This is a genomic window from Streptomyces sp. NPDC043176 (genome assembly GCF_056436715.1).
The window spans coordinates 190686-206441 of the sequence record NZ_JBWKCA010000004.1 but is presented as its reverse complement, the minus strand read 5'-3'; the positions used below and the strand labels follow the sequence as shown (position 1 = coordinate 206441).

The following is a 15756-nucleotide window of genomic DNA, read 5'->3' as shown; positions in this document are numbered from 1 at the left end:
CCCCCCACGGGCAGGAGATCCCCATGAGAGCGAGTCCCAAGAGGCTCCCCGCACTGCTCCTCGGCACCGCGCTCGTCGCCACCCTCCTCGGCGTCGGCACCTTCGCCTCCGCCTCCGACCCCACGGCCGACACCCCTCCGCCGGCCGCCGCGCACGCCGGGCACCTGATGGCCGCGTCGCTCCAGGCGTCCGGAGACGACCCGGACGGCGACGGGTACATCCCCGCCGTACCGCAGGTCACCGGAGTGACACCGTCGACCGCGACCCCGCCGGCCCGGTACTTCCACGAGTTCCAGGCCAACTGCGCCGTCACGCACACCGCCCCCGACGACCCCGTCGTCTACCCCGGCCAGCCGGGCCGGTCGCACGACCACACGTTCATGGGCAACACCTCCACGAACGCGCACAGCGTCACCGCCACCCTCTACGGCGGAGCCACCGCCTGCAAGGCACCCGCCGACGCCTCCGCCTACTGGATGCCCACGCTGTTCGACGGGGACCGGAAGATCCTTCCCGTCGGCCCCCAGGTCATCTACTACAAGACCGGCGTCACCGACTACACGAGCGTGCGGCCCTTCCCGAAGGGCCTCCGGTTCGTCGTCGGCAACCCGATGCAGTCCGCCCAGCAGTTCCGCGAGCACAAGGGCTTCGTCGAGGGCTGGGAATGCGGTGACAGCTTCTTCAACGTCGACTTCCCGGCGAACTGCCCGAACCGGCCCGACGTCCAGCTGAACCTGCGCATGCAGGCGCCCAGTTGCTGGAACGGCCTGTACCTGGACACGCCCGATCACCAGAGCCACATGGCGTACCCGGTCGTCAAGCCCGGCACGAACGACAACATGTGTCCGGCGTCCCACCCGGTCGCCCTGCCGATGATCGAGTTCAAGATGGCCTTCCCGGTCAACGGCGACATGAGCCGGGTGCGCCTGGCCAGCGGCCGCGGCTACTCCTTCCACTACGACTTCTTCAACGCGTGGGAGGAGCGCACGCTCAAGGCGATGGTCGACCACTGCATCGTGGGCGGCCTCCAGTGCAACGCGCGGGGCTACGACGAGACGCACCCCGAACGCGGCGCGGCCCTGAACGAGCAGTACCGGCTGCCCTGACCCGTCCGCACACCCACCCGGCACCGGCCACCCCGCTCACCCGGGGCGGCCGGTGCCTCCGACCCGTGTTCCGGCGACCGAAAGCCGACGATGCCCGACGACAAGCCCGACGACATGAGTCACGACACGCCCGACGGTATGAATCATGACAAGCCCGACGACATGGCGCGCGACACGCCCTGCGACATCAGTCACGACACGCCCGACGGCGTGAATCACGACACGCCCTGCGACACGACGCGCCACACGCCCTGCGACATGCCGGACGACGTGCTCGACCCGCTGGTCGGAAAGCTGGACCTGGATCGCAAGGTCCGCCTCCTGACCGGCGCCACCACCTGGCGCACCGCCGCCGACGCGGAGATCGGCCTGCGGGAGATGGTCTTCTCCGACGGCCCCGCGGGAGTGCGGGGAGAGGTCTGGGACGAGCGCCGCACCTCCTTCCTGCTGCCGTCGGCGTCCGCCCTCGGCGCGACCTGGGACGAAGCCCTCCTGCGGCGCCTCGGTGGCCTGCTCGCCGTCGAAGCCGTCCGCCGGGGCGTCGACGTCGTCCTGGCGCCGACCCTCAACCTGCACCGCACCCCCCTCGGCGGCCGTCACTTCGAGTGCTTCTCGGAGGACCCCGAGCTGACCGGCCGCATCGGCGCGGCGCTGATCCGCGGCCTCCAGGAGCACGGCGTGGCCGCCACCGCCAAGCACTTCGTGGCCAACGACTCCGAGACCGACCGGCTCACCGTGGACGTGCGGATGTCCGAACGGGCGCTGCGCGAGGTGTACCTGGCGCCGTTCGCCGCAGCCGTCGACGCCGGGGCGTGGGCGGTCATGGCCGGCTACAACAGCGTCGGCGGCACGACGATGACGGCCCATCCGCTCCTCGCCGAGCCCCTCAAGGGGGAGTGGGGCTTCGACGGAGTCGCGGTCTCCGACTGGGCCGCCGTCCGCACCACCGAGGAACCCGCGCGGGCGGCCCTCGACGTCGCCATGCCCGGCCCCGCGAGTCCCTGGGCGACGGACCTGGCGGAGGCGGTCCGCGCCGGCCGCGTCCCCGAGAGCGCCGTCGACGAGAAGGTCCGGCGGCTGCTACGGCTCGCCGCCCGGGTCGGCGCGCTCGGCGACGCCCCGCGCCGCCGCCCGAAGCCGTCCGGCGAGAGTCCACGCCGGTTGCTGCGCCGCGCGGTCGCCGCCGGAGCGGTACTGCTCCGCAACGACGGCGTCCTGCCCCTCGACCCCACCGGCCTCGGCACGGTCGCCGTGATCGGCGGGCACGCCGCCGCGCCCCGCGTCCAGGGCGGCGGCAGCGCCGGCGTCTTCCCGTCCGCGGTGGTCACCCCGCTCGCCGGCATCCGCGCCTGTCTGCGCGGGCGCGGACGCGTCACCTACGCCGCGGGTCCCCCGACGGACGCCCCGCCGGAACCGCTCGACCCCGTCCGGTGCACGGACCCGCGTTCCGGAGAGCCGGGACTGCTGCTGCGCTGCCTGGACGCCGAAGGGCGGGAACTGAGCGCCGAGCGCCGCCTGTCGGGGCGGCTGCTCGAACCGGACCTCGCGCCGGGCACCCGCACCGTGGAGGTACGGGCGCTGCTCCGCCCCGACGCCACCGGGGCCTGGACCTTCGGGATCGGCGGCTTCGGCCGGATGACGATCGAGGTCGACGGGCACGTGATCCTCGACGGCACCCACCCGCGCGAGACCGACGACCCGGCGATCGTGCACGTCACCCCACCCCTGCACACCGCCACCAGCCATCTGGAACGGGGCCGCCACGCCCATCTCGTCGCCCGCCGCGAACTGGTGCCCGGCTCCGGCAGGGCGACCGTCGTGGCCGCGGCACCTTCCCCGCGCGACCCGGACCAGGCGCTCGCCGAGGCCGTGGCGGCGGCCCGCGAGGCGGACGCGGTGATCGTCGTCGTCGGGACGACCGAGCACGACGAGACGGAGGGCCGCGACCGCACGTCCCTGTCCCTGGGCAACGCTCAGAACGAGCTGGTCCGGGCGGTCGCCGCCGCCAACCCCCGCACCGTGGCCGTCGTGAACAGCGGCGGACCCGTCGAACTGCCCTGGCGCGACGAGGTCGCGGCGCTGCTCCTCGCCTGGTTCCCCGGCCAGGAGGCCGGCGCCGGACTCGCCGACGTCCTCTTCGGCCGCCGCGAACCGGGCGGCAGGCTCCCCACGACGTGGGCCGCCACGCTCGCCGGGGCACCCGTCACGGGCACGCGTCCCGCCGACGGTCGCCTCGACTACGCGGAGGGCCTGCACATCGGTCACCGCGCCTGGCTGCGGGCCGGGACGCGGCCGGCCTACTGGTTCGGGCACGGCCTCGGCTACACGACCTGGGAGTACGGGAAGGTGGACGCGCCCGCCCGGATCGACGCGGGCTCGCCCTTCACCGTACGGGTGGGGGTGCGCAACACCGGGGCGCGCCCCGGGCGCGAGGTCGTCCAGGTCTACCTGTCGCGGCCCCACTCGACGGTCGAGCGCCCCGTGCGCTGGTTCGCCGGCCACGCGGCGGTCCACGTGGAGGCGGGCGAGGCGGCGGTCGCCGAGGTCGTGGTGGAGCCGAGGACGCTGCGGCACTGGTCGCCGGAGGAAGGCGCGTGGCGTGTCGAGCCGGGGACGTACCGGCTGATGGTGGGCCGCTCGGCGGGGGCGGTGGAACACGCCACGGACGTGACGGTGGAACCCGTTCGGGAGGAGCGGAATGCGTGAGGACCGGACGGTGTGTTCCGCATTCCGGTCGGCCGTCGTGAACGACCCGATCACCGGCCGTCGTCCGAATGCCGAATTACCGTTCCCCGTACGCGGTGAATTCCCCGACGGGCAACCGCGAATGCCCTTCCGTGAATACCGGACCAAGGCCCGTACCGTCCCGGGGCACTTCCCGGCGTCCGCCCTTCGTGCCGGGGAAAGCGGCAGGTTAGAGTACGGGAGTGATCAGGCGGGGACCGACGCTGGAGGACGTGGCGCGGGAGGCGGGCGTCTCCAGGGCGACGGTCTCGCGGGTCGTGAACGGGGTGCGCAACGTCGACCCCGCGATCCAGGACGTGGTCCGGCAGGCCATCCGGCGCACCGGCTACACCCCGAACACCGCCGCGAGGAGCCTGGTCACGGGCCGCGACCCGGATCCCGCCTCGCGCACCGAGACCGTGGCGCTCGTGGTCTGCGGGGCCGGGGACGCGTTCGCCGCGAGGGTGTTCGCCGATCCCTTCTTCGGGCGTGTCGTCAGCGGCGCCGTGACGTATCTGCGCGGGCGCGGCGCGCATCCCGTGCTGATGTTCGCGGAGTCGGCGGCGGCCAGGCGGCAGGTGGTGGACCATCTGCGCCGGGGCAGCGCGGACGGGGCCCTCGTCGTCTCCACCCAGGCCGACGACCCGCTGCCGTCGATGCTCGATGCCGCGGGCGTCCCCCTCGTGCTGTTCGCGCGTCCGCCGGAGGGGACCGAGGTCGACCACGTCGACGTCGACCACCACCAAGGCGGGCGGCTGGCCGCCGACCACCTGCTGGCCCGGGGCTGCCGCCGCCTCGCGACGATCCGCGCGCCCCGGGACCTCCCGGCCGGCGAGGCCCGCCTCGCCGGGTTCCGCGACGCCCTGGAGCGCGCCGGGCGCACCGCGCCCGCCGTCGTGGAGGGCGGCTTCACCGTCGAGAGCGGTGCGGCGGCGATGCGCCGCCTCCTGGCGGAGCACCCGCGGGTGGACGGTGTCTTCGCGGCCAACGACCTGATGGCGCAAGGGGCGTGCGAGGTGCTGCGCGAACGGGGCCTGAGCGTGCCCGGGGACGTGGCGGTGGTGGGCTTCGACGACTCCAGTGTCGCCGTGACCTGCCGGCCGCCGCTGACCACGGTGCGCCAGCCGGTGGAGCGGATGGCGGCGGCGATGGGGGAGCTGCTCGTCGGGCGGCTCCAGGGAGCGCGGACCGGGCCGGCGCACCGGGTGTTCGCCCCCGAACTCGTCGTGCGGGAATCGGCCTGACCGGCTCGCGCGACGAACCTGGCGGTGTCGCGCCGACGCCATTCACACGCTGCTGAATTCCTCTTTCCGCAATACGTACGAAACTGTTCCGCAGCGCTTCGCGATGGGCTACTTTCGGCCACACACCCCCCTTGCGGTCCTTCTACTCCGGGCGGATTTCCATGAGTCGCGCCATCGTGCTGCGAGATGTGAGCAAGAAATACGGCGGTTCCCTGGTGGTGCGGCGGGTGTCCCTCACCGTCGAACCGGGCGAGTTCCTGGTACTGCTCGGCCCCTCCGGATGCGGCAAGTCCACCGTCCTGCGGATGATCGCCGGACTGGAGGAGATCACCGAAGGCGACCTGTTCCTCGACGGCGAGCACGCGAACGACGTGCCGCCCCGGGAGAGGGACATCGCCATGGTGTTCCAGAACTTCGCCCTCTACCCGTCCATGACCTCGCGGGAGAACATCGGCTTCCCCCTGAAACTGAGGGACCCGTCGGCGGACCACGACCCCCAGGTGGAGTCCACCGCCCGGATGCTCGCTATCGAGGACCTGCTCGACCGGATGCCCGGGCAGCTGTCCGGCGGGGAGCGCCAGCGGGTGGCGATGGGCCGGGCGATCTCCCGGCGCCCGTCGGTCTTCCTCCTCGACGAGCCGCTGTCCAGCCTCGACGCCAAGCTCCGGGGCCACCTGCGGGCCGAGATCGCCCGTCTCACCGACGAACTGGGCGTCACCACGGTCTACGTGACGCACGATCAGTCCGAGGCGATGTCGCTGGGCGACCGGGTGGCCGTCATGCGCGACGGCGTCCTCCAGCAGGTCAGTCCGCCCCAGGAGCTGTACGCCCGGCCCGCCAACGTCTTCGTCGCCGCGTTCCTCGGCACCCCGCGCATCAACCTCCTCGACGCGGTCGTCCACGCCCCCCTCGACGGCCCGATGAGCCTGGAACTGGGGCGCCAGCGCCTCGTCCTTCCCCTGCCGCTGAGCGTCGACCACCAGCTCCTGCGGATCCAGCAGGGGCGACCGATCATCGTCGGACTGCGCTCCGAGGCGGTGCGGATCGCGGCCCCGAGCCAGGCGCGACCCGGCGAGGCGTCGCTGGTCGGGATCGTCGAGCACGCCGAATACCAGGGCCACGAGGTGCTCGTGCACCTGGACACCGGCTCGCGACCCGCCGTCGTGGCGGACCTGGAGGCCCCGCGTACCCGGTCCGGCGGGCGGCGGGCGAGCGGACGCGGGAAACGGGGCTTCGCCGGCATCAGGGCGCGCGCGACGGCCCTCGGTGTCGGCCGGGCGGCCCCGGGGGGCCGTACGACCGCGGTCCTCACCGCCGAGCCGGTCCCCGCCGCCGCCCCCCACTCCGCCCACGAGCGGCGTACGGCAGGCCGCAGCGACCTCGTCCTGCGGACCGGACCCCACGTCCGCGTCCGCGCCGGCGCGCAGGTCCCGCTCCTCGTCGACCTCGCCCAGCTGTACGTCTTCGACCACCAGGGCAACCGCATCTGCCCGGCCCCGGACACGCTTCCGGGCCTGGACCAGTAGACGGGGGGAGCCCCCTGGGCCCACTGGGTCCTGCCCGGGGAGACCTCCCCGGCCCCTGACACGCTTCCGGATCCGGAAGCGTGTCGGCGGGAAGGGCCCTGGGTTCTGTCGCCACATGTCACGCCCACATCAGCAGTGAGGCGAGGGTGACAACTGCTTGGTAGGACTGGGCGGTCTTGTCGTACCGGGTGGCGATGCCCCACTGCTTGAGGCGGTCGAAGCACCGTTCTACGGCGTTGCGGTGCTTGTGGACCTCGCGGTCGAAGGCCGGTGGGCGGCCTCCGTGGTCGCCTTGCCCGGCCCGAGGCGGGCACCCGGATCGCTTCCATCACCGCGGTGAGTCGAAGTCCTGCCGGACCCGAAGGCCGGAGGCCCCCTTGCGGAGCCACGGAAAAGGTGACGAGGCGCAGTGGGGGCTTGAGGTCCCGTGCGGTCAGGCGGCGTGCCGAGGGGGCTGGTTGCGTATGCCGGCGGGGCGGGTGGCGAACGCCACCCGCCGGTGGGCCCGCCGCAGCATCCTGCGGACCAGGAAGGGGTGGACGAGGCGCACGGGGGCGAAGTAGAGACGGCCGGCCGCGTTGTGGAGCCGTACGGCGGTGGCCAGGGTCACGGAGTCCTCGTCGACCAGGACCGAGGAGCGGAAGTCCAGGTGGCCGGCGTCCTTGCCGACCAGCAGTTCGCGGTCGCCGGAGCCTCGCACGGGGAACGGCAGCACGTGTCGCCAGGCCCGCGGGTCGCGGTCCATGCCGGGGGAGAGCGGCAGGCGCCAGGCATCGGTGAAGTCGGGCCGCGGCAGGGCCTCGTGGAGCAGGCGGGCCCCGGCGGGGACGGGGGTGGCCGTCGGCCGGGCCCAGAAGAGGCGGTTGACGAGGAGCGCGCGGGGTGTCCGGCGGGCCGCGGGGTGCGGCAGGGCGCCGAGCGCGGCTCGCTCGGCGTTGTCGAAGATCTCCTCGATCATCGCGTCGTGCACGGGTCGGATCGCCAGCTTCCACATGACGAACCCCCTCGTTCTCATGGTCAGTTCGAGGGTGTGGGTCATCCGGCAGCGGTCGGGCCCGAGCGGTTCGACGTCGATCCGGTGAAAGCCCCGGCCGAGCCCCTCGTCGGTGGTGTCGAAGCGGACGGACCGCCCCGGCTCGTGCGCGGTGACCCGGTAGCGGACCCGGCCGTGGCCGCCGTCGGCGCCGACGGCGAGGGGCCGGTCGAGGACCATGGCCGGCCAGACGGGGGTGGGGAAGAGCGGGTCGTCCGGCGCGGCGAGGCGGTCGACGAGGGCTCCGACCGTTTCGGCCGGGGCCTGGACGATCCTCTGGTGGACGTTGCGAACCGTGCGTGCGCCGGGCATGCGACACCTCCATACGGGAGCGTATGTTCCGACCGTACGGTACCGTACGGAAGCATGCACGAGGATCGCGCCCCCGAGGAACGCAGCCCCGCTCGCCGGGCCTCCGCCCGCAAGCGCCTGGCCGCCGACGACTGGGCCGACGCCGCCCTCGCCGCGCTCGGCGAGCGCGGCCTCGCCGCCGTCGCGGTGGAGCCCCTCGCGGCCCGCCTGGGCACCACCAAGGGCAGCTTCTACTGGCACTTCGCCAACCGGGACGCGCTCGTCGTCGCGGCCCTCGCCCGCTGGGAGGAGCAGTCCACCGAGCGGATCATCACCGCCATGGAGGCCGCCGAGCCCGATCCCGCGGCCCGCCTCGCCGCTCTGCTGCGCGGCGCGACCGCCGCGTCCGCCAAGGACGCCCTGGAGGTGCGGCTGCTCGCCGCCGCGGACCACCCCGAGGTCGCGGCCGCGCTCGCCCGCGTCACGGAACGCCGCGTCGGTTACCTCGCCCACCTCTTCGAACTGCTCGGCTTCCCCCCGGCCGAGGCTCGCGGCCGCGGCTTCTTCGCCTACACCAGCTACCTGGGGCACGCCCAGCTCGCCCATGCGGCCCCGGGCGCCCTCCCCGCCGACGGCGACTACCTGACGGTGGCGACGGAGGCCCTGCTCAGGCGCTGAACCGGGCCGCGCGCCGCGCCTCGTACCGCAGGGCCGCCGCCGTGATCACGGCACCGGGCCCCACCCACAGGCCCACCGAGGCCGGCGGACCTGTGACGGAGGTCCTGCGTGGAGCGGCTGAAGGCGGCTGCACCGCTGGTGGGGGAGTGACCGGAGGGCTGCTCCCCCACAGGGCCTCTGACGAGCGCGACCACTGGATCCTGTCCCTCGGATCGGGCCGGAACCGACCGGCACCGCGCCGCCGGCCTCGTCAGGTGGGGAAGGAGAAGTAGAGCGCTTCGCTGTAGAAGGACGCGAAGTGCTTCTGCCAGTCGGCTCGGAGCGAGGCCAGCCAGTCGTCGTTCCGGCCGGCGATCGCCGCCTCGGCCTTGGCGACGGCGTCGGGGATGTCCTCGGAGACCAGACGCCGCACGCTCGCTGCCGGATCGTCACCGGACATCGAGACGACCTCGCCGGTCTCGAGGATGAAGTGTTCCGCCTGCTGTTTCTCGAGGTGGGCCGTGGTCCTGGCAACGCATTCGGCGTACTCGGTGTCGTCTTCCAGACCCTTGCCGACGGCGTGCAGGAGGCCGCGGAGCAGGGCCGCCCCGGCGGCGTAGTCCGCGGCGATGCCGATCGGAGGGTTCCAGATCATGGACGGGACGATCGTCGTTCCGCGTCCCACCATGAGCTTGTGCGCGAGGGGGACGTCCCCGTTGTGCTCGGATATGCATCGGACCTGCTTGGGGATCTCCGCCTCGTTCGGCATCGAGTCCGCAGAGTAGAGATATGAACGGTTCGCCATGGCGGCGACGCTAACACCGGGGGCCGACAACGCCGGCGCCGTCGGACTCCTGACGCGCGGTCAGGACGCGCCGATGGCCTCGGGCCGGGCGGGGTGGGCGTCGGTCGAAGCAGCCGTCGCCCTCGCCTCACTGCTGAGGTGGGCGTGACCTGTGACGACAGAACCTAGTGGGCGGCGCGTTCCCTCAGTGTCTCGCGCCACGCCGGTGCCGTCTCCTCGGCGTCCGGCGGCGCGAGGCGGCCGCCGCGGGCGAAGAAGTCCGCGAGGGGGAGGATCGCCGCGCCGACCGTGACGGCGTCGGGGCCGAGGGTGCCGAGGCCGATCCGGACGCGGGAGGCGGGGAAGGTGAGGGCGTACTCGCGCGCGTACTCCTCGACCGTGTCCAGGAAGCGGGTGCCGAGCTGCAGTCCGGCCCAGCCGCCGACGAGGATCCGTTCGGGCTGGAAGAGGTTGACGAGGTCGGCGAAGCCGGCGCCGAGGTACTCGGCCGTCTCGTCCAGGACGGCGAGCGCGGTGGCGTCGGGGCGGGCGCCGGGGTCGGCGGGATAGGCGGCGGCGAGCATCGAGGTGAGGGCGGTCTCCTCGTCCGCCCCGGGCGGTGGCGTCCCGCCCGCCTCGCGCCACCGTTCGAGCAGGGCCTCGGCGCCCGCGTACGCCTCCAGGCAGCCCCGGGCGCCGCAGCGGCAGCGGCGGCCCCGGACCCGTACCGTGAGGTGCCCCCACTCCACGGCCCGGCCGGGCCGCAGGTCGTCCGAGACGACCGAGGCGCCGACGCCCGAGCCGAAGAGCACGACCACGGCGTTGCGGACGCCCCGCCCGGCGCCGAACCACATCTCGGCCTGGCCGAGGGTCCTGGCGCCGTTGTCGATGACGTACGGCACCGTGTCGGGCAGGTCCACGGCGGCGCGGAGGAGCCGTTCCAGCGGGACGGCGTCCCAGCCGATCGTCTGGCCGTGCACCACGGCCCGGCCGTCGGCGTCGCGCACGACGATGCCGGGTACGCCGACTCCGATGCCGAGCAGCCGCTCGGGGGCGACGCCGGCCCGCCGGACGACCTCCTCGACGCCGTCGCGGACGTGGCCGACGACGACGCCGACGTCGTAGCGGTCGACCCGGCGGGGGCCCTCGGGGTCCAGGGGGTGTTCCACGCGGGCGAGTTCGGTGAGCGCCATGTCGAAGAGCTCGACGCGGACGCGGGTCTCGCCGACGTCCACGCCGATCATGTAGGCGCTCGCCTGGCGGACGCGCAGGAGGGTGCGCGGGCGCCCGCCGGCCGAGTCGACGCTGCCGGCCTCCTCGACGAGGCCGTCCGCGACCAGTTCGGCGACCACGTTGCTGACCGAGCCCGAGCTCAGTCCGGTGGCGGGGCCCAGCGAGAAGCGGCTCATCGGCCCGTCGAAATACAACCGTTGCAGTACCGCGGTGCGGTTCTCCCGCCGCAGGTCACGCACGGTCCGGCCGCTGCGTACGCTCACCGAGCACCCTCTTCCCTTGGATCGGATTCGCAACATACCCCTGGCGGACCTCTTGACGCCACCTTCGCTTGAGGTTTAACTCACATCCTAAATTAAGTCGGGAGAGGGCTTCGGAGGTTGAACGCGGGACGTCGCGCTCCCTCCTCCCCGACTTCCCACGACCCCTAGAAAGGCCCCTGGGACCATGCGCAGAATCAGAGCCGCCGCCGTCGGTGCCGTCACCCTCTCCCTCGTCCTCTCGGCGGCCGCCTGCGGCGGCGGCACCACGGACGGTGCCGGCTCCGACTCCCAGCCCAGGACCCTCACCTACTGGGCCTCCAACCAGGGCGCCAGCCTGGAGGTCGACAAGAAGGTCCTCCAGCCCGAGCTCGACAAGTTCGAGAAGGAGACCGGCATCAAGGTGAAGCTGGAGGTCGTCCCCTGGTCGGACCTCCTCAACCGCATCCTCACCGCCACCACCTCCGGCCAGGGCCCCGACGTCCTCAACATCGGCAACACCTGGAGCGCCTCCCTCCAGGCCAGCGGCGCCCTGCTGCCCTGGGACGCGCAGAACTTCGAGAAGATCGGCGGAAAGGACCGCTTCGTCGACTCCGCCCTCGGCTCCACCGGCGTCCAGGGCCAGGACCCGGCCGCCGTCCCGCTGTACTCCATGGCGTACGCGCTCTACTACAACAAGAAGATGTTCAAGGACGCCGGCATAGAGAAGCCCCCGGCCACCTGGGACGAGCTGATCGCCACCGGCAAGAGGATCACCGCGGGCGGCGGCTCCGGCATCGGCGTCGAGGGCTCCAACCTCTCCAACAACATCCACCAGGTCTTCGTCCTCGGCAAGCAGCACGGCGCCGACTTCTTCACCCCCGACGGCAAGGCCGACTTCACCTCCGACGGCGCCGTCGCCGCCGTCAAGCAGTACGTCGACCTGATGGCCGCCCAGAAGATCGTCGCCCCCGGCAACGCCGAGTACGCGCAGAACCAGTCCCTCAGCGACTTCGCCAAGAACAAGACCGCCATGGTCCTCTGGCAGACCGCCTCCGCCACCTTCAAGGCCCAGGGCATGAGCGACGACGAGTGGGGGGTCGCCCCCGCGCCCGTCCCGTCCGGCGCCCCCGGCACCGGCAAGGCCACCAACTCCATGGTCGCCGGCATCAACCTGGCCGTCTTCAAGAACACCAAGAACATCGACGGCGCCATGAAGTTCGTGAACTTCATGACCGGCGACGCCGAGCAGAAGATCCTCAACACGGCCTACGGCTCCATCCCGCCCGTGAAGACCGCCCAGCAGGACCCCGCCTTCAACAGCCCCGCGCTCGCCGTCCTGCGCGACACGCTCGCCACCAGCGCCGCCGCCCTCCCGCAGGTCCCCGAGGAGTCGCAGTTCGAGACCGTCGTCGGCACCGCGGTCAAGGAGCTCTTCGCCGACGCCGCCGCCGGCCGGGCCGTCACCACCGAGTCCGTCCGGGCCAAGCTCGAAAAGGCCCAGCAGCAGATGCCCAAGAAGTGAGTCCGGACGCCACCATGACCACCACCGCCCTCGAGAAGACCGGCGGACGGAGCGGACAGCGGCACACCCCCGGGACGGCGCCCCGCAGGCGCCGCCCCGGGCGGCTCCGGGCCCTCGGCCTCCCGTACCTGCTCCTCCTGCCGGCCCTGCTCCTCGAACTCCTGGTCCACCTCGTGCCGATGGTCATCGGCATCGTGATGAGCTTCCGGGAACTCACCCAGTTCTTCATCCGCGACTGGACCACCGCCCCCTGGGCCGGCCTGGACAACTACGCCGTCTCCGTCGACTTCGACGCCCCCGTCGGCGAGGCGCTGCTCGCCTCGTTCCTCACGACCTGCCTCTTCACCCTGTGCTCGGTCGGCCTCTGCTGGCTGCTCGGCACCGCGGCCGCGATCTTCATGCAGGAGACCTTCCGGGGCCGCGGCTTCCTGCGGGCGCTCTTCCTCGTCCCGTACGCCCTGCCGGTCTACGCGGCGGTCATCACCTGGGCGTTCATGTTCCAGCGGGACAACGGCCTGGTGAACCACGTGCTGCACGACCAGCTCGGCATCGGCGACAGCCCGGCCTTCTGGCTCATCGGCGACAACGCCTTCGTCACCCTGCTCGTCGTCTCCGTCTGGAAGGGCTGGCCCTTCGCCTTCCTCATCATGATGGCCGGGCTCCAGAACATCCCCAAGGAGATCTACGAGGCCGCGGCCCTCGACGGCGCCGGCGTCCGGCAGCAGATCCGCCGCATCACCCTGCCGTCGCTCCGCCCGGTCAACCAGGTCCTGATCCTCGTGCTCTTCCTGTGGACCTTCAACGACTTCAACACCCCCTTCGTCCTCTTCGGCAAGGCGGCACCCGAATCCGCCGACCTGATCTCCCTGCACATCTACCAGTCCTCGTTCCAGACCTGGAACTTCGGCACCGGCTCGGCGATGTCCGTCCTGCTGCTGCTCTTCCTCCTGGTCGTCACGGGCGGCTACCTGCTCCTCACCACCCGGGGAAGGAAGACGAGCGATGTCTGAGACCGCACGGAGGCGGCCGCGCTCCCCGATGGCCGCGCCCCGCTCCTTCCTGTGGAGCCGCCGGATCTTCCTGACCCTGCTCACCGGCTTCGTCCTCCTGCCGGTGTACGTGATGGTCTCCAGCTCCCTCAAGCCGCTGGAGGACGTGTCGGGGAAGTTCCAGTGGATCCCCTCCGGGCTCACCCTGCGGCCGTACTTCGACATCTGGGAGACCGTCCCGCTCGCCGACTACTTCGTGAACTCGGTGGTCGTGGCGGGGATCGCGACGGTCTGCTCCGTCACCATCGCGGTCTTCGCGGCCTACGCCGTCAGCCGCTACTCGTTCCGCGGCAAGCGCGTCTTCACGGTCACCGTCCTGTCCACGCAGATGTTCCCCGGCATCCTCTTCCTGCTGCCGCTGTTCCTCATCTACGTCAACATCGGCAACGCCACCGGCATCGCCCTCTTCGGCTCGCGAGGAGGTCTGATCCTCACGTATCTCACCTTCTCGCTGCCGTTCTCGGTCTGGATGCTCATCGGCTACTTCGACGCCGTCCCGCGCGACCTCGACGAGGCCGCCAAGGTGGACGGCTGCGGCCCCCTCGGCGCGCTCTTCCGCGTCATCGTCCCCGCCGCCGTCCCCGGCATCGTCGCCGTCGCCGTCTACGCCTTCATGACCGCCTGGGGCGAGGTCCTCTTCGCCTCCGTCATGACCAACGACACCACCCGCACCCTCGCCGTCGGCCTCCAGGGCTACGCCACCCAGAACGACGTGTACTGGAACCAGGTGATGGCCGCCTCCCTCGTGGTCAGCGTCCCCGTCGTCGCCGGCTTCCTCCTGCTCCAGCGCTACCTCGTCACCGGCCTCACCGCGGGCGCGGTCAAGTGACGCCCTCCACCGGCGCCACCACCCCTGAAAGGACTCCCGTGTCTGAACCGCTCGACCTCGCCGCCTTCCCGCCCTCCTTCACCTGGGGCACGGCCACGTCCGCGTACCAGATCGAGGGCGCCGTCGCCGAGGACGGCCGCGGCCCCTCCATCTGGGACACCTTCTCCCACACCCCCGGCGCCGTCGACAACGACGACCACGGCGACGTCGCCTGCGACCACTACCACCGCTGGCCCGAGGACGTCGCCCTGATGAAGGAGCTCGGGACGGACGCCTACCGGCTGTCCGTCGCCTGGCCCCGCGTGGTCCCCGGCGGCGACGGCCCCGTCAACGCGGCCGGACTCGACTTCTACGACCGGCTCGTCGACGGACTCCTCGACGCCGGCATCACGCCCTCCGTCACCCTCTACCACTGGGACCTGCCGCAGGCACTCCAGGACCGCGGCGGCTGGACCGTCCGCGAGACGGCCGAGCACCTCGCCGCCTACGCCGGCGTCGTCGCCGAACGCCTCGGCGACCGCGTCACCCAGTGGGCCACCCTCAACGAGCCCCTCTGCTCGGGCTGGATCGGGCACCTCGAAGGACGCATGGCCCCCGGTCTCACCGACCTCACGGCCGCCGTCCGCGCCTCGTACCACCTCCTGCTCGCCCACGGCCTCACCACGCAGGCGGTCCGCGCCGCCGCCCCCGGCGCGCGCATGGGCCTGGTCACCAACCACTCCACCGTCACGCCGGCCTCCACCCGGCCCGAGGACATCGCCGCGGCGACCCGGATGGACGGCCACACCAACCGCTGGTGGCTCGACCCCGTGTACGGGCGGGGCTTCCCCGCCGACATGCGCGAGCTGTACGGGGTCGAACTCCCCGAACGGCCCGGGGACCCGGAGACCATCGCGACCCCGCTCGACTGGCACGGCCTGAACTACTACTTCCCGGCCACCGTCGCCGACGACCCCGCCGGCCCCGTCCCGTACGCCACCGAGGTACGGCTGCCCGACGTGCCCCGCACGGGCATGGACTGGCAGATCGACGCGGGCGGCCTGGAGGCGTTCCTGCTGCGGCTCACCGAGGACTACGGCGTACGGAAGCTGTACGTCACCGAGAACGGCTCGGCGTTCCCCGACACGGTGGGCCCCGACGGCAGCGTCCACGACCCGGACCGCACCCGCTACTTGGAGCAGCACCTCGCCGCCTGCGCCTCGGCCCTGCGCAAGGGCGCCCCGCTCGCCGGCTACTACGCCTGGTCCCTGCTCGACAACTTCGAGTGGGCCTACGGCTACGACAAGCGCTTCGGCCTCGTCCACGTCGACTACGCGACGCAGCGGCGCACGGTGAAGACGAGCGGCCGACGGTACGCGGACATCGTCCGGGCCCACCGGGAGGCGACCTCCGGCTGACCGGCGGCGCCGTCCGGCCATCCGAGAGCCGCCCCCGGCACCGCCGGGGGCGGCCTTCGGCATGCCCGTGTCCCGCCGGTCGCCCGCCCGCGTCCCCCGGCCGCACGCCCGTGTCCCCC

The 15756-nt window shown here is 72.5% G+C and carries 13 protein-coding genes and 1 pseudogene; 10 read left to right on the top strand and 4 right to left on the bottom strand.

Annotation, left to right across the window (positions count from 1 at the left end):
* Positions 1 to 23 precede the first annotated feature (23 nt).
* The 4 genes from AC067A_RS08165 to AC067A_RS08150 all read left to right on the top strand — a co-directional run bounded on the left by AC067A_RS08165 (position 24) and on the right by AC067A_RS08150 (position 6600).
* Positions 24 to 1106: a DUF1996 domain-containing protein gene (locus AC067A_RS08165; RefSeq protein ID WP_478616147.1), complete on the top strand. Its 1083-nt coding sequence runs from the start codon at positions 24 to 26 to the stop codon at positions 1104 to 1106.
* Between the two features lie 258 nt (positions 1107 to 1364).
* Entirely contained in the window at positions 1365 to 3812 is a 2448-nt protein-coding gene (locus AC067A_RS08160; RefSeq protein ID WP_478616696.1) for a beta-glucosidase, read from the top strand.
* A 221-nt stretch (positions 3813 to 4033) separates the two neighbouring features.
* On the top strand, positions 4034 to 5074 hold the full coding sequence (locus tag AC067A_RS08155) for a LacI family DNA-binding transcriptional regulator (RefSeq protein ID WP_478616144.1): 1041 nt from the start codon (positions 4034 to 4036) through the stop codon (positions 5072 to 5074).
* A 161-nt stretch (positions 5075 to 5235) separates the two neighbouring features.
* On the top strand, positions 5236 to 6600 hold the full coding sequence (locus AC067A_RS08150) for an ABC transporter ATP-binding protein (protein WP_478616141.1): 1365 nt from the start codon (positions 5236 to 5238) through the stop codon (positions 6598 to 6600).
* A 118-nt stretch (positions 6601 to 6718) separates the two neighbouring features.
* On the opposite strand, the pseudogene AC067A_RS08145 reads toward AC067A_RS08150, so the two are convergent.
* A pseudogene (locus AC067A_RS08145) lies at positions 6719 to 6892 on the bottom strand (IS5/IS1182 family transposase); the annotation flags it as partial.
* A 141-nt stretch (positions 6893 to 7033) separates the two neighbouring features.
* Complete coding sequence (locus AC067A_RS08140; RefSeq protein ID WP_478616138.1) at positions 7034 to 7945, bottom strand: DUF2867 domain-containing protein; 912 nt, start codon at positions 7943 to 7945, stop codon at positions 7034 to 7036.
* Between the two features lie 54 nt (positions 7946 to 7999).
* Between AC067A_RS08140 and AC067A_RS08135 the strand changes: the two genes are divergently transcribed.
* Entirely contained in the window at positions 8000 to 8602 is a 603-nt protein-coding gene (locus AC067A_RS08135) for a TetR/AcrR family transcriptional regulator (RefSeq protein ID WP_478616135.1), read from the top strand.
* A 250-nt stretch (positions 8603 to 8852) separates the two neighbouring features.
* Here AC067A_RS08135 and AC067A_RS08130 read toward each other — a convergent pair whose 3' ends face one another.
* Positions 8853 to 9386: a DUF7822 domain-containing protein gene (locus tag AC067A_RS08130; RefSeq protein WP_478616132.1), complete on the bottom strand. Its 534-nt coding sequence runs from the start codon at positions 9384 to 9386 to the stop codon at positions 8853 to 8855.
* On the opposite strand from AC067A_RS08130, the gene AC067A_RS08125 reads away from it, so the two are divergent.
* Entirely contained in the window at positions 9385 to 9534 is a 150-nt protein-coding gene (locus AC067A_RS08125) for a hypothetical protein (RefSeq protein ID WP_478616129.1), read from the top strand. The two genes, AC067A_RS08130 and AC067A_RS08125, sit on opposite strands and share 2 nt — an antisense overlap.
* Positions 9535 to 9550: 16 nt before the next feature.
* Here the strand turns inward: AC067A_RS08125 and AC067A_RS08120 are convergent, their stop codons facing one another.
* Positions 9551 to 10861: an ROK family transcriptional regulator gene (locus tag AC067A_RS08120; protein WP_478616126.1), complete on the bottom strand. Its 1311-nt coding sequence runs from the start codon at positions 10859 to 10861 to the stop codon at positions 9551 to 9553.
* A 184-nt stretch (positions 10862 to 11045) separates the two neighbouring features.
* Here AC067A_RS08120 and AC067A_RS08115 point away from each other — a divergent pair, with 184 nt between their 5' ends.
* Genes AC067A_RS08115 through AC067A_RS08100 form a run of 4 tightly spaced genes read left to right on the top strand, consistent with a single transcriptional unit; the run spans position 11046 to position 15637 of the window.
* Positions 11046 to 12362 (top strand): ABC transporter substrate-binding protein, encoded by a 1317-nt coding sequence (locus tag AC067A_RS08115; protein ID WP_478616123.1) that lies wholly within the window; start codon positions 11046 to 11048, stop codon positions 12360 to 12362.
* 14 nt (positions 12363 to 12376) lie between these two features.
* Entirely contained in the window at positions 12377 to 13372 is a 996-nt protein-coding gene (locus tag AC067A_RS08110) for a carbohydrate ABC transporter permease (protein ID WP_478616120.1), read from the top strand.
* Positions 13373 to 13400: 28 nt separating this feature from the next.
* Positions 13401 to 14240 carry a carbohydrate ABC transporter permease gene (locus AC067A_RS08105; RefSeq protein ID WP_033202671.1) on the top strand — a complete coding sequence of 280 codons (840 nt, stop codon included), beginning with the start codon at positions 13401 to 13403 and terminating at the stop codon, positions 14238 to 14240.
* 38 nt (positions 14241 to 14278) lie between these two features.
* Positions 14279 to 15637 carry a GH1 family beta-glucosidase gene (locus tag AC067A_RS08100; protein WP_478616117.1) on the top strand — a complete coding sequence of 453 codons (1359 nt, stop codon included), beginning with the start codon at positions 14279 to 14281 and terminating at the stop codon, positions 15635 to 15637.
* Positions 15638 to 15756 lie beyond the last annotated feature (119 nt).